The following is an 18,943-nucleotide window of genomic DNA, read 5'->3' as shown; positions in this document are numbered from 1 at the left end:
CACGTCGGTCCAGAGGCGGCTCCCGGCGTACGTCAGCGGACGTAGCTCGCGGGCCCGGGGGTGTTGAGCGGGAGCCCCGCCTCTACCGAATGCGTCAAGCGGGGGCCCTTCCTTACCTCCGGAGGGGCAGCCGGTCCTTCAGCAGCGGGGCCAGCAGGGTGGAGAAGCGGGTCGTCAGGTGCCCGGAGTCGTGGTAGACGAGGACGTTGCCGAGGATGACCGGGCACTGCCGTTCGCAGAGCCAGGGCGCCGGGTCGACGACGGTCACGTCGTTCCGCTCCGCCTGCCGCACCACGGCGGCCCGCAGCTCGGGGCGGCGCAGCGCGGTGTCGGTGGGGGTGGCGCAGGCGTCCACCCGGCGCGGGTTCTGCGCCACGCATTCCGGTGCGTCGGCCGACAGCTTCGGGGTGTCCACCATGGTGACCACCCGGTCGGCGGAGCGCTGGAGCGCGCCGAAGGTACGCCCCCAGCCCGCGGTCCACCGGGCGACCCACTGCTCGTCGGTCTCGCCCTCGGGGGCCGCGAAGTTGACGTGGGAGGTCGCCACCACCAGTTCCGGGCGGAGGTCGCGCACGACGCGCAGCGCGTTCGTCCGCCACTGGGCGCACTCCCGGTAGATCCGCTTGAGGGTGCCGTTCCAGACCGGGGTGTCGGCGAGCGAACAGCCGCCCTTCGTCATCGACACCAGCTTCCAGCCGTCCTCCTCGGCCAGCTTCTCCAGCGCGGGGAACCAGTGCGCGGCGTGCGAGTCGCCGAGCAGCACCACTGTCGTGTCGGAGTCCAGGTCCCCGTACGCGCAGGGCAGCTTCGGCGCGGTGGGAGCGTCGGCGACGTGGCAGCCGTCGGCGTAGATCTCCGGCCGGGCGTCGGTCGCCTCCGCCAGCGACGGGTTCAGGTTCGCCGGAAGTTCCCGGGTGTCGGCGGCGGCCGCCACGAACCGGCCCAGCACCCGCTGCGGGTCGGCCGCGCCGGCCAGGGCGGTACCGAGGTCCGCACCCTCGCCGCCGGAGTTCAACGCGGGCGGGACGGCGAGGGCCACGGCCGCCAGCACCGCGGTCACGCCGGACAGGGCCACCCCCAGGCCGATGCCGCGGACCGGGCGGGTGCGCAGCGAGCGCCGGTGCCGGACCGGGTCCTCGACCAGGCGCAGGGAGAGCGCGGCCAGCGCCAGCGCACCCGCGCACAGCGCCAGGTTCACCGGCACCGACGGGCTGAACCCGGCCGCGACCGGCACGATCACCAGCACCGGCCAGTGCCACAGGTACCAGCCGTACGACTGCTTCCCGACCCACCGCATCGGCCCCCGGCCCAGCAACGCCTCCGCGCCGAACCGGGGCCCCGCGCAGCCACCGGCGATCACCAACGCCGTCCCCGCCACCGGCAGCAACGCCGCGGTGCCCGGGAACGGGGTCGACTCGTCGTAGCGCAGCATCGCCGTCACCACCGCGGCCAGCCCCAGCCAGGTCGACGGCCCCGCCAGCCAGCCCGGCAGCCGGGACAGCCACCCCGCGGCCAGGGCCACCATCGCCCCCAGGCCCAGCTCCCACGCCCGGGTGTGCGCCCCGAAGTACGCCCACGGCGCACTGCGCTGCGTCTCCGTCACACTCAGCACGAACGACCCGACGGTCAACAGCAGCAACGCCAGCGCCACCGGCACCAGCCGTACCCGGCCCCGCCGCCGGCCCAGCACCGTCGCCGCCAGGATCAGCAGCGGCCACACCAGGTAGAACTGCTCCTCCACGGCCAGCGACCAGAAATGCTGGAACGGCGACGGGGATGCCTCCGCCGCGAAATAGTCCGTCCCCGTGGACGCCATCCTGAGGTTGACCCAGTAGAACGCGCTCGCCAGCCCGTCCCAGGCGTACTCGGCGGAGCGGAGCGGGCTCAGCCACAGCCACGAGCCGGCCAGCGCCGCCACCATCACCACCGACGACGCCGGCAGCAGCCGCACCGCCCGGCGGGCGTAGAACCGCCGGATCGAGATCCGGCCCGACGACCGCAGCTCCCGCAGCAACAACGACGTGATCAGAAAACCCGAGATCACGAAGAACACGTCGACGCCGACGAAGCCGCCCGCCAGCCCCGCCACCCCGGCGTGGGCCAGCACCACCGACAGCACCGCCACCGCGCGCAGCCCCTCGATGTCGGCCCGGAAGGCCGGGGCCGACGGGCGCGTCGCACCCGGGTCGAAGGGGGTGCCGGGGGCGGGCGTACTGGTCAGGGGCGGTGACGTCACCCGGCCGATGGTATCCACGAGCGGGCGCCCCGAAACCGGCCGGCCCCGGCCCGGTCAGCCGGCGGCGGCCAGCACCGCTGCCGCCAGCCGGGCCCGCTCGGCGTCCGCCGGCCACCCACCCACCAGGTAGAAGGTGTCCACCACGTCGCCGCCCAGGGTGGCGATGCGGGCCGCCCGGACCAGGGCGCCCGCCTCGTCGAGCGCGCAGGTCACCCGGTAGAGCAGACCGGCCGCGTCGGCCGCGCGCAGCTCCAGCACGACCGCGTCGGTGGCCGCCGCCCGGTGCCAGACCACCCGGGCCGCGGCCCCCGAGCCGCGGGCGGCCAAGGCCCGTCCGCGCAGCCGCTGGTTGACCGAGACGTCGCCGGAGACCGCCCGGCGCAGGTCGGCGCTGAGCGCGATCGGGTCGGGCGCCAGTCCGTACCGGGGCTGGACCCGGCACTCGACGAGCGCCCGGCCGTCGACGGTGGCGGCGTCCGCGGAGATGACCTCCAGCCGGTGCAGGGCGAGGCAACCGGCCACCGTCGCGAGCAGGCCGCGCCGGTCCGCCGCGGCCACCGACACCCGGTCCTCCCCCAGGTGTACGGCCGGCAGCGGCCCGGCCACCAGCGCCGGGTCCGGAGCGGGCGGGGCGGGCAGCTCCCCGGTGTCGAGGGCGGTGCGGACCCGACCGACCAGCTCGGCGATCAGCCGGCCCTTCCAGCCCGACCAGGCGGCCGGCCCGGTGGCGGCGGCGTCCGCCCGGACCAGCGCGTGCAGCAGGTCCAGGGTCGTGGTGTCGCCGACCCGTTCGGCCACCCCGGCGATGGTGACCGGGTCGGTGAGGTCGCGCCGGGTGGCCACGTCGGGCAGCAGCAGGTGCAGCCGGACCAGCCTGCCGATCAGGGTCACCTCGGCGTCGGGCAGCCCGATCCGGGTCGCCACCGCCTCCGCCAGCGGCACCCCGGCCGTGCTGTGGTCGGCGGGCTCGTGCGCGTCGGGGCCGGCGCCGGGCAGCCCCTTGCCGATGTCGTGCAGCAGCCCGCCGAGCAGCAGCAGGTCGGGGCGGTCCACGTCGCGGGTGTGCCGGCTGGCCTCGAAGGCGGTCTGCACCAGGTGCCGGTCCAGGGTGAACCGGTGCACCGGGTTGTGCTGGGGCAGGCTGCGGATCCGGGTCCACTCGGGCAGCCAGCCGTCGACCAGGCCGTACCGGTCGCAGGTCTCCCAGGCGGCGACCAGGCCGGGGCCGGCGCCGAGCAGGGTGATCAACGCCGCCCGGGCGGCGGGCGGCCACGGCGCCGGCAGCGGCGGGCAGTACGCGGCGAGCCACTCGCAGGTGGCGCGGGCGATCGGCAGCCCGGTGGTGGCCGCGGCGGCGGCGACCCGCAGGGAGATGCTCGGGTCGGGGCGGGCGCCGATGGCGGTCCGGGCGAGGACCAGCTCCCCGTCCTGCTCGACGACGTCCCGGGCCACCGGCCGGCGCAGTGGGCGGCCGTCGGCGCCGCGCCGGCCCCGGCCGGAGCGGAGCCGGTCGGCGGCCCGCCAGGCGTCGTCCAGGGCGTGCGAGACGGTCCGGGCGTCGCCGGCGACCCGGCGCAGCAGCGTGTCACCGCCGTCCAGTCCCAGCAGGCCGGCCACCCCGTCGCGTTCCTGGGCGACCAGCCGGTCCACCCGCCGGCCGACCTGCCGGTGCAGGGCGTCGCGGACGTCGAGCAGGCGCAGGTGGGCGGCGCGTACGGCGGGGCGCAGCGCGTCGGTGATCCCGGCGGTGGCGATCGCCCGCAGGATGCCCACGTCGCGCAGCCCGCCGGCGGCTTCCTTCACGTCGCCCTCCAGCAGGAAGGCCAGCTCGCCGTGGGCCTGCCAGCGGACGGTGGTGATCTCCCGCAGCGCGGGCAGCTGCCGCAGGGCGGTACGCCGCCAGTGGTCGGTGGCGGTGTGGCTCAGCGACTCGGCCAGGGCGCGGTCCCCGGCCACGTACCGGGCGTCGAGCAACCCGAGGGCGACCTTGACGTCGTCCTGGGCGACGGAGAGCGCCTCGGCGACCGTGCGCACCGAGTGGTCCAGCCGCAGCCCGGCGTCCCAGATCGGATACCACAGGCGCGGGGCCAGCTCGTCCATGCCGGGCACCCCGGCGTGCAGCAGCACCAGGTCCAGGTCGCCGTAGGGGGCGCACTGCCGGCGGCCGAGCCCGCCCACGGCGATCAGCGCGACCCCCGGCGGGAGCGGCAGCAGCCGGCCCAGCCAGCCGTCGAGGGCGTCCGCCCGGCGGTGGCGGGCCGCCTCGCCGATCCCGGGGGAAAGCCCGGTGACCCCGTCGGCCTGGGGGTCGGCGTCGGCGGATGGGCGGGTGCCCGACGCGTCGCTCCTGGTCGACGGGGTCATCGGTGGGTGCCTCCTAGAGGGCGTCGAGGCCGCGCTCGCCGGTACGGACCCGGACGACCTCCGCCACGCTGGTGACCCAGACCTTGCCGTCGCCGATCTTGCCGGTCCGGGCGGCGGCGACGATGGCGTCGACGATCTTGTCGACGTCCATCTCGTCGGTGAGCACCTCGACCCGGATCTTGGGCAGGAACTCGACCGTGTACTCGGCACCCCGGTAGACCTCGGTGTGCCCCTTCTGCCTGCCGTAGCCCTGGACCTCGCTGACGGTCAGGCCGGCCACGCCGAGGGCGTGCAGGGCCTCCTTCACCGCGTCCAGCTGGTACGGCTTGATGACCGCGGTCACCAGCTTCATGTCCAATCCCTCCATCCCAGGAACTTAACCGGCGACCTTTTCGCTGACCGGCTCGGCCGGCTCCACCGGGGCCGCCTTGCCCTCTCCCGCCGGGGCGGACGTGCCGATCCCGGCCATCGCGAACGCGCCACCGGAGCCGCCACCGGCCGTCGGGGACAGGTCGTAGCCGCTCTCCGCATGCTCGGCGATGTCGATGCCGTCGACCTCGGCCTCGGCGGTGACCCGGAAGCCGATGGTCTTCTCGATCGCCAGGCCCAGCAGGTAGGCCACCACGAAGGAGTAGACGGTGACGATCAGGGCGCTGAGCGCCTGCACGCCGAGCTGGGTCACGCCGCCGCCGTAGAACAGGCCCTCGTCGCTGACCAGCGAGCTGACGGTGCTGGTGCCGAAGAGGCCGATCCAGAGGCAACCGATCCAGCCGCCGACGAAGTGCACGCCCACCACGTCGAGCGAGTCGTCGAAGCCGAGCCGGTACTTCAGGCCGACCGCCACGGCGCAGACCGCGCCGGCGACCAGGCCGAGCAGGACCGCCGCCCACGGGGCGACGAACGCGCAGGCCGGGGTGATCGCGACCAGACCGGCGATGGCGCCCGAGGAGGCACCGACCAGGGTCGGCCGGCCGTCGCGGATCTTCTCCACCACCAGCCAGCCGAGCACGGCGGCGGCCGTGGCGACCTGGGTGTTGAGGAAGGCGATCGCGGTGGTCGAGTCGGCGGTCAGCTCGGAGCCGGCGTTGAAGCCGAACCAGCCGAACCAGAGCAGACCGGCACCGAGCGCGACCATCGGGACGTTGTGCGGCTTCATGGCCTCGCGCGGCCAACCGAGCCGCTTGCCGAGCACCAGCGCCAGGGCCAGGGCCGCGGCACCGGCGTTGATGTGCACCGCGGTGCCCCCGGCGAAGTCGAGCGCGCCGAGCTTCGCGCCGATGAAGCCGCCGCCCCACACCCAGTGGGCGACCGGGAAGTAGACCAGGGTGGCCCAGCCGAAGGCGAACAGCAGCCAGCCGGAGAACTTGGCCCGGTCCGAGATCGCGCCGCTGATCAGCGCGACGGTGATGACCGCGAACATCATCTGGAACGCCATGAACACGTAGAGCGGGATGCCGGTCTCGCCCCACAGGTCGGTCTCGGCCATGAAGGTCTTGGTGCCGAGATACTGGCCCACGTCGCCGATGACCGAGCCCTTGTCGTCGCCGAAGGCGACGGAGAAGCCATAGAACAGCCAGAGGATGCTGACGAGCCCGATCGAGGAGAAGCTCATCATCATCATGTTGAGAACGCCCTTGGACCGGTTCAGGCCACCGTAGAACAGCGCCAGACCCGGCGTCATGAGCAGCACGATCGCGCTCGATATCAGCAACCAGGCGGTGTTCCCGGTGTCGATCGTCGGTGCTTCAGGCACGCTGGCCTCCTAAAAAGGTGAAGTTCCCTCCTTCGCGGCTTCCGGGGCAGCGTCGCCCGTACGCCGGTTGGGCCGAAGCTTGGTCGCCGGCTGTTTCCTCAACCGGCACCCCTCGATTTCCGACGGGTGACAGGTTGTTTCCGGCGTGTGACAAACCCCGATCATGGCAGCGGAACGCGAAAAGGGTGGCCGTTCCGCGGATGAAGCGACCACCCTTTCGTCGTCGGTGCGGGTCAGCGCAACGCGTACTCCAGGTCGTGCCGCTCGTAGTCGAGCAGGCGCAGATCACGCATCGGGCGCCGCAGGTGCCCCTTGTGCACGATCCGGACGAACGCCGGCTCCCCGGCGGCGGCCATCCGGCGGATGCCCTCGACGTGGTCCACGATCCGCTTGCGGATCGTGCGCACCAGCCGGTGCCGGTCCCGGGGGATCAGCCCGTACGCGTCGGCGAACAGCCGCAGCCGGCGCGGCCGGTCCGGGCGCTTCCAGCCGAGGGTGATGGAGTCCCGGTCCGAGAAGACCGGCACCCAGGTCCAGGCCGCGTACGCCACGTCGTAGATCCGGGCGCTGGGCGAGGCGAGGTCGAAGTCGATCAGCCCGAGGGTGCCGTCCGGACGCCAGATGACGTTGTGCGGGGCCGCGTCGTGGTGGCAGATCACCTCGGTGTCCGGCGGGGGTGGCCCGAACGAGCGCCAGACCGCCCCGGGCGGCGGCACGAAACCGTACTGGGCGTCGTGGAACATCCGCAGCATGGTGGCCACGGTCACCAGCGCCTCGTCGGTGACCCAGTGCGGGGCCAGCGGGTACTCCCCGCACTCCCCCTCCAGGTACGACAGCACCTCCCGGTTGCGCTCGTCCATGCCGAGCGCCCGGGGCGCGCCGGTGAACCCGACGTATTCCAGGTGGCGCAGCAGCGCGTGCACCGAGGGGGTCCACGGCCCGGCGTTGCGCCGGACCGTGTCGCCGACCCGGACCACGGTGCTCACGTTCCCGCCGTGCAGCGGGATTTCCTGCGACGTCACGTACGGTCTCCCGAGGCGCTGCGACGAGTGGCTGGGGTCGCGCCAACCGAGGTAGGCGCGAGGGTCAGTGCCCACCTAGGGTCACGCGCCGGCGGCTTCGGTGCCGAGCAGCGCGTCCACGAACTGGGTCGGCTCGAACGGGGCCAGGTCGTCCGGTCCCTCGCCGAGGCCGACCAGCTTGACCGGGATGCCGAGCTTGCGCTGTACGGCGATCACGATGCCGCCCTTGGCGGTGCCGTCGAGCTTGGTCAGCACCACGCCGGTCACGTTGACCACCTCGGTGAAGACCCGGGCCTGCTCCAGGCCGTTCTGCCCGGTGGTGGCGTCGAGCACCAGCAGCGTCTCGTCGATCGGGCCGTGCTTCTCCACCACCCGCTTGACCTTGCCCAGCTCGTCCATCAGGCCGACCTTGTTCTGCAGCCGGCCGGCGGTGTCGATCAGCACGGTGTCGACCTGGCTGTCGATGCCGCGCTTGACGGCGTCGAAGGCGACGCTGGCCGGGTCGGCCTGCTCCGGGCCGCGGACGGTCTCGGCGCCCACCCGGCCGCCCCAGGTCTCCAGCTGGTCGGCGGCGGCGGCGCGGAAGGTGTCGGCCGCGCCGAGCAGCACGGAGTGCCCGTCGGCGATCAGCACCCGGGCGATCTTGCCGCAGGTGGTGGTCTTGCCGGCGCCGTTCACCCCGACCACCATGATCACCCCCGGCATGCCCACCTTCGGGTCGGCGTTCAGCGACCGGTCCAGCGTGGGGTCGAGCGCGTTGACCAGCTCCGCGGCGAGCAGCGCGCGCAGCTCGGTGCCGGACCGGGTGCCCAGCACCCGGGTGCGGTCGCGGAGCCGGTCGACGATCTCGCGGGTGGCGTCGATGCCGACGTCCGCGGTGATCAGGCTGTCCTCGATCTCCTCCCAGGTGTCCTCGTCCAGGTGGTCGCGGCTGAGCAGGCCGAGCAGGCCCTTGCCGAAGACGTTCTGCGAGCGGGACAGCCGGGAGCGCAGCCGGACCAGCCGGCCGGCGGTGGGCTCGGGGACCTCGACGGTCGGCGCCGGGGCCTCGACGACCGGCGGCGGCGCGACCAGGACCCCGGTGGACAGGTCGGATTCCGCCGCTTCGACCGGCGGCCCGGCGAGGTCCTCCTCGGCGCGGGTGTCGACCTCCGTCTCCGGCAGCGGCGGCTGCGGGCGCCGGCGCAACCGGGGCACCACCAACCCGATGGCACCGAGGATCAGCACGCCGAGCAGGGCGAGCGCGATGAGGAGGTATTCCGTCATGCCGAAATCCTGTCAGATGCCGACCCCGGCGTCCCACTCACCGCCTCGGCACGCGAACAACCTGCGGGTACGCTCGCGTTCGGAAGGCGTGCCGCAACCGCCGGCCGGGTAGGAGATCCTGAACGATCTTCGTCGGAGGTGCGTCGTGCCCAGTCCCCGCCTGCTCATCGGCCCCCTGCTGCGCCGGGTGGTGGACACGCGGGCGACCGTCTGGGTGGAGACCAGCGGGCCCGCGGTGGTCACCGTCCGCACGGCCGACGGCGCCACCGGCTCCGCGCCGACCTTCACCGCGTACGACCACCACTACGCGATCGTGGTGGTCGAGGGGCTCACCCCGGACAGCGCCACCAGCTACCAGGTGCTGATCGACGACGAGCTGGCCTGGCCGGAGCCGGGCGCCGACTTTCCGCCCAGCGTGATCCGGACCCGCGCCGCCGACGACCGGGACCAGCCGGTCCGGCTGCTCTTCGGCTCCTGCCGGGAGACCACCCAGCACTCCACCGCGCGCAAGCTGCCCCCGGACGCGCTCGACGCGTTCGCCCGGCGGATGATCGCCGCGGGCGACCCGGCGGGCCGGCCCGACCTGCTGGTGCTCCTCGGCGACCAGGTGTACGCCGACGAAACCTCGCCGACCATGCGCAAGCTGCTCAGGCGACGCCGGCGCCGGCCGAAGGACGCCCCGGCGACCCAGGTGGTCAGCTTCGACGAGTACACCAAGCTCTACCTGGAGTCCTGGCGCGACCCGGAGATCCGTTGGCTGCTCTCCACCGTGCCCAGCGTGATGATCTTCGACGACCACGAGGTGATCGACGACTGGAACACCTCGAAGTCGTGGCGGGCCGACATGCGCGAGCAGCCCTGGTGGGCCGAGCGGATCCGCAGCGGGCTCGCCTCCTACTGGGTCTACCAGCACCTGGGCAACCTCTCCCCGGACGAGATCGCCACCGACCCGCTGTACGCCAAGGTGGTCGCCGCCGAGGACGCGACGTCGGTGCTGGAGGAGTTCGGCCAGCGGGTCGACACCGAGGCCGACGTGGCGCACGACACCGAGCGCTGGCGGGCCGTGCAGTACCAGTGGAGCTACTCGCTGGATCTGGGCCGGACCCGGCTGGTGATGCTGGACAACCGCTCCAGCCGGGTGCTCGAACCGGGCGCGCGGGCGATGCTGCCGCCGGGCGAGTGGTCCTGGTTCCTGGACCGGGCGCACGGCGTCTACGACCACCTGGTGGTGGGCGCGTCGCTGCCCTGGCTGCTGCCCCCGGGCATCCACCACGTCGAGTCGTGGAACGAGAAGCTGGCCGACTCCCGCCGGCCGTGGGTGGCGGGGCTGGCGGAGCGGCTGCGGCGGGCCCTGGACCTGGAGCACTGGGCGTCGTTCCGCCGCTCCTTCGACGCCCTCGGCGAACTCTTCGCCCGGCTGGGCAGCGGCCGCCCCGGGGAGCCGGGGGCGCGGGTCGGCGCCGGCCCGGCGTACCCGCCGCCCGCGTCGATCAGCGTGCTGGGCGGGGACGTGCACCACTCGTACGTGGCCCGGGCCCGGTTCGCCGACCCGGCGGTGCGCACCCCGGTGCACCAGTTGACCTGCTCGCCGATCCACAACCAGGTGCCGGCGGCGATGCGCCCGCTGATGAAGCTCGGCTGGAACCCGGGGCCGGCCTCGGCCGCCCAGGCGCTGGCCCGCTCCGCCGGGGTGCGCCGGCCCCACGTGCGGTGGAAGAAGCTGGAGGGGCCGTACTTCGGCAACGCGGTGTCCACGCTGACCCACAGCGGCCGGACGGCCGAGGTGCTGATCGAGGGGACGACCAGCGAGGGGCGGCTGCGCGAGGTGGCCCGTCGGCAACTGACCCCGGACGGGTGAGCCAGGCCACGTACCCTCGGTGCCGTGGACGAGCACCTGCCGGAGACCCTGCGTGCGGTGGAGCACGAGCTGACCGCCCTGCTGCGCCGCGGCCGGGCGCTGTCCTGGGAGATTGCCAGCGAGGTCCATCCGAACCTGGAACCGAACGCGTACGGGCTGCTGCTCTGGCTGCGCCGGGCCGGCTCGGTCCGGCTCACCGACCTGGCCGCCCGGCTCGGCATCGGCAAGGGCACGCTGAGCCGGCAGATCAACCGGCTGGAGCTGCTCGGCCTGGTCCGCCGCGACCCCGATCCCGGTGACCGGCGGGCCTTCCAGCTGAGCCTGACCGAGGAGGGCACCCGGCGGTTCGACGCCGCGCGCACCTCCCGGCTGGGGCAGATCCGGCGGACGCTGGAGAGCTGGCCGCAGGAGGACATCGACGACTTCGCGCGGCTGCTGCGCCAGTTCAACGAGTCCTCCGCGCTCTGAGCGCCGTGGGGCGAGCGTGACATACCGCAAGTCCGGCCGTCCCGCCCGCCGCAGACCGCGACATACCGCATGTCGGGGCGCCCCACCCACCGGACACCGCGACATGCCGCACTTCGGGCGCGGAATAGATCTGCACCACGTCGGGTTGTTGCTCCAGGCAACAGAAGCCTACGGTTGCCTGAGGCATCTTTCCCCCACTCCCCGCGGAGGCACTCCACGATGACGCAGGCGACAGCGCCCACCCGGGCGACCGCCGTCGACATGTCCCACCGGCAGATCCTGGAGGCGCTCTCCGGACTGTTGCTGGGCATGTTCGTCGCCATCCTCTCCGGCACGGTCGTCTCGAACGCGCTGCCCCGGATCATCACCGAACTGCAGGGCGGCCAGTCCGCGTACACCTGGGTGGTCACCTCGACGCTGCTGGCGACCACCGCGACCACCCCGATCTGGGGCAAGCTCTCCGACCTGACCAGCAAGAAGACCCTCATCCAGCTGTCCCTCACGATCTTCGTGCTGGGCTCGGTGCTGGCCGGCCTCTCCCAGTCCACCGGCCAGTTGATCGCCTGCCGGGTGGTGCAGGGCGTCGGCGCCGGCGGGCTCACCGCGCTGGCCCAGGTGATCATGGCCACGATGATCGCGCCCCGGGAGCGCGGCCGCTACAGCGGCTACCTCGGCGCGGTGATGGCCGTCGGCACCATCGGTGGCCCGCTGATCGGCGGCGTGATCGTCGACACCTCCTGGCTCGGCTGGCGCTGGTGCTTCTACGTCGGGGTGCCGTTCGCCATCCTCGCCCTGGTCGTGCTCCAGAAGACCCTGCACCTGCCGGTGGTCAAGCGCCCGGCCAAGATCGACTGGTGGGGCGCCACGCTGATCACCGCGGCCGTCTCGCTGCTGCTGATCTGGGTCACCCTGGCCGGCGACAGGTACGACTGGATCTCCTGGCAGAGCGCCGTGCTGGTGGCCGGCGCGCTGCTGCTCGGCGCGCTCGCCATCCGGGTGGAGCACCGGGCCAGCGAGCCGATGATCCCGCCGCGGCTGTTCCGCAACCGCACCATCACCCTCGCCGTGGTGGCCAGCGTCGCGGTCGGCGTCGGCATGTTCGGCGCCTCGGTCTTCCTCGGCCAGTACTTCCAGATCAGCCGGGGCGAGAGCCCGACCATGTCCGGCCTGATGACGCTGCCGATGATCCTCGGCCTGCTGGTCTCCTCCACCGTCGTCGGCCGGATCATCACCAACACCGGCCGCTGGAAGCGTTACCTGGTCGCCGGCTCCGCGCTGCTCACCGTCGGCTTCGCCACCATGGGCACGCTGCGCGCCGACACGCCGTACTGGCAGGTCAGCATCTTCATGACGCTGATCGGCCTCGGGCTCGGCATGACCATGCAGAACCTGGTCCTCGCCGTGCAGAACACGGTCGGCCCGCACGAGCTCGGCGCGGCCAGCTCGGTGGTCGCCTTCTTCCGCAGCCTCGGCGGCGCGATCGGCGTCAGCGCGCTCGGCGCGATCCTCGGCCACCACGTCAAGGACTACATCGCCGAGGGGCTGGCCGGCCTGGGCATCAACGCGTCCGGCTCCGGCAGCGGCGGGGTCCTGCCCGACGTACACACCCTGCCCGCCCCGATCCGGGCCGTGGTGGAGAGCGCGTACGGGCACGGCGCCGGGGACATCTTCCTGGCCGCCGCCCCGTTCGGGCTGATCGCCCTGATCGCGGTCAGCTTCATCAAGGAGGTCCCGCTGCGGCTGCGCAACAGCGACCCGATCGCCGACGAGGTCGAGCAGGAGTCGACCGTCGCGGCCGGCAGCGGTGCCGCCGTGGTACGGACCGGCATCCGGGACTGACACCGTGAGCGCCTCCGTCGAGCGTGAGAAGTACGGCCCGGAGGCCCGGCGGCTGCCGTTCGAACGCGGCACGGACGGGCCCCGGGTGGTCCTGGTCGGTGTGGACGGCAGCCGGACCTCGCTGCGGGCCGCCGCCTACGCCGCCGGGCTGGCCCGCCGGCAGGGCGCCGGACTGGTGGTGGTCTTCGTCAGCTCACCGGCCCCGTACGCGGCGATGATGTCCGGCGTGGTGGCCGGGGCGGTGCAGCAGACCCACGACGAACTCGCCGCCGACCTGCGCGCCGAGTGCCGGCGCGGGGCCGAGGAGCTGGGCGTGCCGGTGACCTTCCTGTGCCGGCGCGGGGACGCGTACGCCGAACTCTGCGCGGCGGCCGACGAGTCCCGGGCGGACCTGGTGGTGGTCGGCTCCTCCGAGCAGGCCGGCCACCGGCTGGTCGGCTCGGTCGCCACCCGCCTGGTCCGCACCGGCCGCTGGCCCGTCGTCGTGGTGCCGTAGAAAGGAGGGGCTCCCGCTTGACGCCTGGCGTTGTACGGGGCCCCCGCTTAACACCTCGAATAGCGTTCGCGTCACGCCCGCCGGGACGCGACGATGGCCGGCATGAGTTGGAAAGCACCGGAGATCACCCGGACCAGCGAGCCGTACGCCGCCGACGAGCGCCCCATGCTGGAGGGCTGGCTCGACTGGCACCGCGACACCCTGCTGCACAAGTGCGCCGGCCTGACCGCCGAACAGTTGAAGACCCCCAGCGTCGAACCGTCCGGGCTGACCCTGCTCGGCCTGGTCCGGCACATGGCCAACGTGGAGCGCTGGTGGTTCCGCATCCGCGCCGCCGGCCAGGACGTCCCCGGCCTCTACGACGACGCCGAGGACCCGGACGCCGACCTGAACGACTACGTCGGCGCCGATCCGGCGGAGACCTTCGCCACCTTCGCCGCCGAGGTGGCTGCCGCCAAGGCGGCCGTGGCGGACCTGCCGGTGGAGCACGTCTTCCCCCGAACGCGCCGTGACGGTCGGGGCGACGAGATGAGCCTGCGCTGGGTGTACGTGCACATGATCGAGGAGTACGCCCGGCACAACGGGCACGCCGACCTGATCCGGGAGCGGATCGACGGGGTCACCGGGGACTGACGCCGACCGGCCGGCCCTCCCGCAACAGGTGCTCTCCGAGCGGGGTCAGCGCGTGCCGCACGGCCGGGCCGGCCCGATCCGTGGTGATCAGCCCGGCGGCCCGCAGGATGGCCGCGTGCTGGCTGGCCGAGGCGACGGAGACGCCCACAGCCTCGGCGAGCTGCGAGGTGCTGGGCGCGTCGACCACCGCGCCCAGCACCGCCGCCGGCTGTACGGGGTGGTCAACGTCCCGGACGGGGCGGGCGGCTACCGGTTCACCGTCGACCTGGCCCTGCTCGACCCGCAGCTGCGCACCGCCCGGGTGGTCCGGCGGTCGCAACCGGTCGGCACCGGCCGGTCACCGACGACCGTCGCCCGGGACGGCAACCGGCTGCTCTGGGTGAACAGTCAGCTCTTCGCCGCCCGGCCTGCCGCACCGTTCACCGTCACGGAGGTCCCAGGCCTGCGCTGACGTGAGGCTGGCCGGGGCGGCCCGGCAGACGCCGTACCGGGCGGGGCTCCGCCCGGTACGCGGGCCCGGATCGGCCGGACGGGGCACGGGGCCCGTCCGGCTCAGTAGGCCAGCGCCGCGCGCAGGTACCGCAGGTCACCCACCCCGGTCCACCGGTACGCGGGCAGCCCGGCGACCCGGGCGCCGCTGACCGCGCGGTCCTCGTCGTCGACGAAGAGCACCTGCTTGGGCGGGGTGGCCAGCGCCTCGCAGGCGGCCTGGAAGTATTCCTTGGCCGGCTTGTGTACGCCGAGCACCGAGGAGTTGACCACCACGTCCAGCTCGTCGGTGAGGCCCAGCGCGGCCAGGTCGGCGTCGAGCAGGTCGGTGGCGTTGGTGCCCAGCCCGACCCGGACGCCCGCGGCGCGCACCTCGCGGACGAAGGCGAGCACGTCGGGGTCGACCTCGCCCCGGTAGCGCTGCCACTGGTCGACGGCGGCGCGGGCCCGGGCGGGGTCACCCACCGAGGGCGTCAGGGCCTCCGCCACGCTCTGCACCCACTGGGCGTGGCTGACCTTGCCGGTGAGCACCGGCTGGAGCAGCCCCCAGGACATGGCGATCTCGCCGAGCACGCCCTCGGTGAGGCCGTACTCCTCCTCCACGCCGGCGGCGACCGCCGGGTCCCAGCGGCGCAGCACGCCGTCGAAGTCCACCAGGAGCGCCGTCGCGCGTTCCCGAGCCACTACTCGTTCTCCTCGTCGTTGCCGGCCGGCCCGTCGTCGGTCCGGTTGAGCCGCTGGCTGATCACCTGGGTGACGCCGTTGCGCATGGTGACGCCGTACAGGGCGTCGGCGACCTCCATGGTCCGCTTCTGGTGGGTGATGACGATCAGCTGGCTCTTCTCCCGCAACTGTGCCAGCAAAGTGATCAGCCGGCCCAGGTTGACGTCGTCGAGGGCCGCCTCGACCTCGTCCATGATGTAGAACGGGCTGGGCCGGGCCCGGAAGATCGCCACCAGCATGGCCACCGCGGTCAGCGACCGCTCACCGCCGGAGAGCAGGGACAGCCGCTTGATCTTCTTGCCCGGCGGCCGGGCCTCCACCTCCACGCCGGTGGCGAGCAGGTCCTCCGGGTCGGTGAGCACCAGCCGCCCCTCGCCGCCGGGGAAGAGCACCGTGAAGACCTGCTCGAACTCGCGGGCGGTGTCGGCGAAGGCGCTGGCGAAGACCTCCAGGATCCGGTCGTCCACGTCCTTGACCACGGTGAGCAGGTCCCGGCGGGTGGCCTTCAGGTCCTCCAGCTGCTCGGAGAGGAACTTGAAGCGCTCCTCCAGCGCGGCGAACTCCTCCAGCGCCAGCGGGTTGACCTTGCCGAGCAGGGCCAGTTCCCGCTCCGCCTTGGCGGCCCGCTTCTCCTGCACCGGCCGCTCGTACCGGACCGGCTCGGGCGCGGGCCGGCCCTCCTGCTCGGCCAGCGCGAGGTCGGCCTGGGTGGGCGGGACGCTCTGGTGCGGGCCGTACTCGGCGACCAGGGTCTCCACGTCCAGGCCGAAGTCCTCGGCGGCCTTCGCCTCCAACTGCTCGATGCGCAGCCGCTGCTCGGCGCGGGCCACCTCGTCCCGGTGCACCTGGCTGGTCAGCCGCTCCAGCTCCGCGCCGAGGCGCTTGGCCGCGCCGCGTACCTCGGAGAGCTCGGCCTCCCGCGCGGCGCGCTCCCGCGCCACCGCGTCGCGGTGCTCCTCGGCGCGGGCGATGGAGACGGTGAGCCGGGTCAGCGCCTCCCGGGCGCCGCCGGCCACGGCCTGGGCGATGCCCGCGCCGCGCGCTCGCGCGGCCCGCCGGGCCGCGGCGCGCTCCCGGGCCGCCCGTTCGGCGGTGGCCTGGCGGGCCAGGGAGTCGGCCCGGCCGGCGATCGAGGAGACCCGCTCCTCCGCGGTACGCACCGCGAGCCGGACCTCCATCTCGTTCTGCCGCGCCCGGGGCACCATGGCGGCGAGCTGGTCGCGTTCCTCGGTGGACGGTTCGGCGTCGATCGGGGTGTCCTCGGCCAGCCGCAGCCGCTCCTCCAGCTCGGCCAGGGCCAGCAGGTCGCGTTCCCGGGCGGCCTCGGCGCGGGCCCGCGACTCGCCGAGCCGGTCGGTCTCGGCCTTTGCGGACCGGGCCGCCGCGCCCAGCTCGGCCAGCCGGCGGGCGGCGGCGTTGCGGTGGCTCTCCGCCTCCCGCTTGGCGGCGGCGGCGTGCTGGACGGCCTCCTTGGCGGCGGCCACCTCGGCCCGCGCGTCGACGAGCTGCTCCCGCAGCTCGGCACCGGTGCGCTCGGCGGTGAGCCGGTTCGCCCGGGCCTCCTCGACGGCGGCCTGCACCTCGATGAAGCTGGGCGCCTTGGCCGACCCGCCGGCCGCCGCGTACGCGCCGAGCACGTCGCCCTCGCGGGTGACCGCGCGCAGCTCGGGGTTGCCGGCGGCCAGCTCGGCGGCGGCGGCGAGGTCGTCGACCAGCACCACGTCGCGCAGCGCCCGGTGCACGGCCGGCCGGAGCTCGGCCGAGCACTCCACCAGGTCCGGCGCCCAGCGGGCGCCGTCGGGCAGCTTCGGGCGCAACGCGTCCGCGGGGCCGTCCATGCCGGGCCCGGCCGGGCTGCCGATCAGCAGGCCGGCCCGCCCGGCGTCGGAGATCTTGAGCAGCCGCATCGCCTCGACCGCCTCGTCGACCCCGGTGACCGCGACCGCGTCGGCCAGCCCGCCCAGCGCGGCGGCGAGCGCGGCCTCGTGGCCCGGCGCGACGGTGAGCAGGCCGGCGAGGCTGCCGAGCAGCCCCGGCACCTCGCCGGCCCGGGTCAGCAGGGCGCCGGCGCCGTCCTTGCGGCGCAGGCCCAGGGCGAGTGCCTCCTCGCGGGCCTTCCAGGTCGCCGCGTCCTTCTCGGCGCCCCGCTCGGCGTCGGCGAGCGAGCGGACGGCCGCCTGCGCCTGCTCGTGCGCGGCGACCGCCTCGGCGTGCCGGGCGTCCAGGTCGGCGTTGTCCCGGTCGGCCTCGGTGGACTGCTCGGCGACCACGTCCAGGTCGGCCTGGGCCTGCTCGGCGCGGCCCAGGGCGTCCGTGTGCGCGGCGGCGAGCCGCTCGATCTCCTCGCCGGCGCTGGTGGTCCGGGCCCGGGCCGAGTTCACCTGGCCGGTGAGCCGGGCCAGCCCCTCCCGCCGGTCGGCGATGGCCTTGGCGGCGGCGACCAGTTCCCGCTCGGCGGCGGCGAGCTGACGCTCCAGTTCCTGCCGGTGCTCGACCGCTTCGGCGAGGCGGATCTGATCCTCGGTGAGCGCGGCGCGCAGCTCCTCCTCCTGCTCGCGGACCCGCCGGGACTCGGCCTCCAGCTGTTCCGGGTCGCGGCCGGGGCGCTCGTCGTCACCGGTGGTGCTGAGGTGCCGCAGCCGCTCGCGGGCCAGCTGCTCGATGGAGCGGAACCGCTCCTGGAGCGCGGAGAGCCTGTACCAGGTGTCCTGCGCGGCGGCGAGCAGCGGCGCGTCCTCGGCGAGCGCGCCCTCCAGCTCGCCGAGGCGGGCCTGCACCTCGGTGTGTTCGGCCTCGATCTGCTCACGCCGCTCACGCACCGCGGTCTCGTCGGCGATCTCCTTGTCCAGGGTGGTACGCAGGGTGTGCAGGTCGTCGGCGAGCAGCCGCAGCCGGGCGTCACGCAGGTTGGCCTGGATGGCGGCGGCGCGGCGGGCCACCTCGGCCTGCCGGCCCAGCGGCTTGAGCTGGCGGCGCAGCTCGGCGGTGAGGTCGGTCAGGCGGTTGAGGTTGGTCTGCATCGCGTCGAGCTTCCGCAGCGCCTTCTCCTTGCGCTTGCGGTGCTTGAGGACGCCGGCCGCCTCCTCGATGAACGCCCGCCGGTCCTCCGGCTTGGCGTGCAGCATGCCGTCGAGCCGGCCCTGGCCGACGATGATGTGCATCTCCCGGCCGATGCCGGAGTCCGACAACAGCTCCTGGATGTCCAGCAGGCGGCAGGAGTCGCCGTTGATCTCGTACTCGCTCTCGCCGGAGCGGAACATCCGGCGGGTGATGGAGACCTCGGTGTACTCGATCGGCAGCGCGCCGTCGGTGTTGTCGATGGTGAGGGTGACCTCGGCCCGGCCCAGCGGCGCCCGCCCGGCGGTGCCGGCGAAGATGACGTCCTCCATCTTGCCGCCGCGCAGGGCCTTGGCGCCCTGCTCACCGAGCACCCAGGCGATGGCGTCCACGACGTTGGACTTGCCGGAGCCGTTCGGGCCGACCACGCAGGTGATCCCCGGCTCCAGCTTGAGCGTCGTCGCGGAGGCGAAGGACTTGAAGCCCTTCACCGTCAGGCTCTTGAGATGCACTTTCTCGATCCTTGTCCGGTGGCCGCCGTACCGTCGCCGGCTGCGCGGACCTGGTCACCCCGCAGACTAACCCGGCGCCCGCGCCGCCCTGGCACGCGACCCGCCCGGGCCCGTCGGGAGTCGAGGCGGGGAGGCCGGCGGAACGGCGGGGCGTCGGGCTCGCCCCGGGCGGCCGGAAACGTCGAAATGATCATCGAAAGTGTCGCCGGAATCACGCCCCGGCGGCT

The 18,943-nt window shown here is 74.0% G+C and carries 15 protein-coding genes; 6 read left to right on the top strand and 9 right to left on the bottom strand.

Features of this window, described 5'->3' with window-relative positions; all coding sequences use genetic code 11:
• Window positions 1–112: 112 nt before the first annotated feature.
• The 6 genes from AB0H57_RS00245 to ftsY all read right to left on the bottom strand — a co-directional run bounded on the left by AB0H57_RS00245 (window position 113) and on the right by ftsY (window position 8,641).
• A complete protein-coding gene (locus AB0H57_RS00245) occupies window positions 113–2,236 on the bottom strand; it encodes an acyltransferase family protein (protein WP_357501283.1) in 2,124 nt (707 codons plus the stop codon).
• Window positions 2,237–2,290: 54 nt separating this feature from the next.
• Window positions 2,291–4,600, bottom strand: a complete 2,310-nt coding sequence (locus tag AB0H57_RS00240; RefSeq protein WP_357501282.1) for a [protein-PII] uridylyltransferase — start codon at window positions 4,598–4,600, stop codon at window positions 2,291–2,293.
• Window positions 4,601–4,613: 13 nt separating this feature from the next.
• Complete coding sequence (locus tag AB0H57_RS00235; protein WP_357501281.1) at window positions 4,614–4,952, bottom strand: P-II family nitrogen regulator; 339 nt, start codon at window positions 4,950–4,952, stop codon at window positions 4,614–4,616.
• Between the two features lie 24 nt (window positions 4,953–4,976).
• Entirely contained in the window at window positions 4,977–6,353 is a 1,377-nt protein-coding gene (locus AB0H57_RS00230) for an ammonium transporter (RefSeq protein WP_357501280.1), read from the bottom strand.
• Between the two features lie 233 nt (window positions 6,354–6,586).
• Complete coding sequence (locus AB0H57_RS00225; RefSeq protein ID WP_357501279.1) at window positions 6,587–7,450, bottom strand: aminoglycoside phosphotransferase family protein; 864 nt, start codon at window positions 7,448–7,450, stop codon at window positions 6,587–6,589.
• A 6-nt stretch (window positions 7,451–7,456) separates the two neighbouring features.
• Window positions 7,457–8,641 carry a signal recognition particle-docking protein FtsY gene (gene ftsY / locus AB0H57_RS00220; protein WP_357501278.1) on the bottom strand — a complete coding sequence of 395 codons (1,185 nt, stop codon included), beginning with the start codon at window positions 8,639–8,641 and terminating at the stop codon, window positions 7,457–7,459.
• Window positions 8,642–8,786: 145 nt separating this feature from the next.
• On the opposite strand from ftsY, the gene AB0H57_RS00215 reads away from it, so the two are divergent.
• From AB0H57_RS00215 to AB0H57_RS00195, 5 genes are all read left to right on the top strand, one after another.
• On the top strand, window positions 8,787–10,499 hold the full coding sequence (locus tag AB0H57_RS00215; RefSeq protein WP_357501277.1) for an alkaline phosphatase D family protein: 1,713 nt from the start codon (window positions 8,787–8,789) through the stop codon (window positions 10,497–10,499).
• A 24-nt stretch (window positions 10,500–10,523) separates the two neighbouring features.
• Window positions 10,524–10,967, top strand: coding sequence for a MarR family transcriptional regulator (locus AB0H57_RS00210; RefSeq protein ID WP_357501276.1), 444 nt, complete (start codon window positions 10,524–10,526; stop codon window positions 10,965–10,967).
• A 219-nt stretch (window positions 10,968–11,186) separates the two neighbouring features.
• Window positions 11,187–12,806 (top strand): MDR family MFS transporter, encoded by a 1,620-nt coding sequence (locus tag AB0H57_RS00205; RefSeq protein WP_357501275.1) that lies wholly within the window; start codon window positions 11,187–11,189, stop codon window positions 12,804–12,806.
• Between the two features lie 4 nt (window positions 12,807–12,810).
• On the top strand, window positions 12,811–13,302 hold the full coding sequence (locus tag AB0H57_RS00200; protein ID WP_357501274.1) for a universal stress protein: 492 nt from the start codon (window positions 12,811–12,813) through the stop codon (window positions 13,300–13,302).
• Window positions 13,303–13,404: 102 nt separating this feature from the next.
• Window positions 13,405–13,935, top strand: coding sequence for a DinB family protein (locus AB0H57_RS00195; RefSeq protein ID WP_357501273.1), 531 nt, complete (start codon window positions 13,405–13,407; stop codon window positions 13,933–13,935).
• On the opposite strand, the gene AB0H57_RS00190 is transcribed toward AB0H57_RS00195, so the two are convergent.
• A complete protein-coding gene (locus AB0H57_RS00190) occupies window positions 13,922–14,134 on the bottom strand; it encodes a helix-turn-helix domain-containing protein (protein ID WP_357501272.1) in 213 nt (70 codons plus the stop codon). The genes AB0H57_RS00195 and AB0H57_RS00190 overlap by 14 nt on opposite strands.
• 18 nt (window positions 14,135–14,152) lie before the next feature.
• On the opposite strand from AB0H57_RS00190, the gene AB0H57_RS00185 reads away from it, so the two are divergent.
• Window positions 14,153–14,386: a hypothetical protein gene (locus AB0H57_RS00185; RefSeq protein ID WP_357501271.1), complete on the top strand. Its 234-nt coding sequence runs from the start codon at window positions 14,153–14,155 to the stop codon at window positions 14,384–14,386.
• 101 nt (window positions 14,387–14,487) lie between these two features.
• Here AB0H57_RS00185 and AB0H57_RS00180 read toward each other — a convergent pair whose 3' ends face one another.
• Together AB0H57_RS00180 and smc are read right to left on the bottom strand one after the other, a co-directional pair.
• Window positions 14,488–15,108 (bottom strand): HAD-IA family hydrolase, encoded by a 621-nt coding sequence (locus AB0H57_RS00180; RefSeq protein ID WP_357501270.1) that lies wholly within the window; start codon window positions 15,106–15,108, stop codon window positions 14,488–14,490.
• Window positions 15,108–18,716, bottom strand: a complete 3,609-nt coding sequence (gene smc / locus AB0H57_RS00175) for a chromosome segregation protein SMC (RefSeq protein WP_357501269.1) — start codon at window positions 18,714–18,716, stop codon at window positions 15,108–15,110. Before smc ends, AB0H57_RS00180 begins: the two co-directional genes overlap by 1 nt.
• Window positions 18,717–18,943 lie beyond the last annotated feature (227 nt).

Source organism: Micromonospora sp. NPDC050686 (genome assembly GCF_040654475.1).
Classification (GTDB): domain Bacteria; phylum Actinomycetota; class Actinomycetes; order Mycobacteriales; family Micromonosporaceae; genus Micromonospora.
Note: the sequence above shows the minus strand (reverse complement) of the source record. Positions and strands in the feature narration are given on the sequence as shown.

Excerpts from the sequence above, each read along its gene's own strand:
- AB0H57_RS00240 (WP_357501282.1), bottom strand. The coding sequence starts at position 4,600 with ATGACCCCGTCGACCAGGAGCGACGCGTCGGGCACCCGCCCATCCGCC.
- AB0H57_RS00235 (WP_357501281.1), bottom strand. The coding sequence starts at position 4,952 with ATGAAGCTGGTGACCGCGGTCATCAAGCCGTACCAGCTGGACGCGGTG.
- ftsY (WP_357501278.1), bottom strand. The coding sequence starts at position 8,641 with ATGACGGAATACCTCCTCATCGCGCTCGCCCTGCTCGGCGTGCTGATC.
- AB0H57_RS00205 (WP_357501275.1), top strand. The coding sequence starts at position 11,187 with ATGACGCAGGCGACAGCGCCCACCCGGGCGACCGCCGTCGACATGTCC.
- AB0H57_RS00195 (WP_357501273.1), top strand. The coding sequence starts at position 13,405 with ATGAGTTGGAAAGCACCGGAGATCACCCGGACCAGCGAGCCGTACGCC.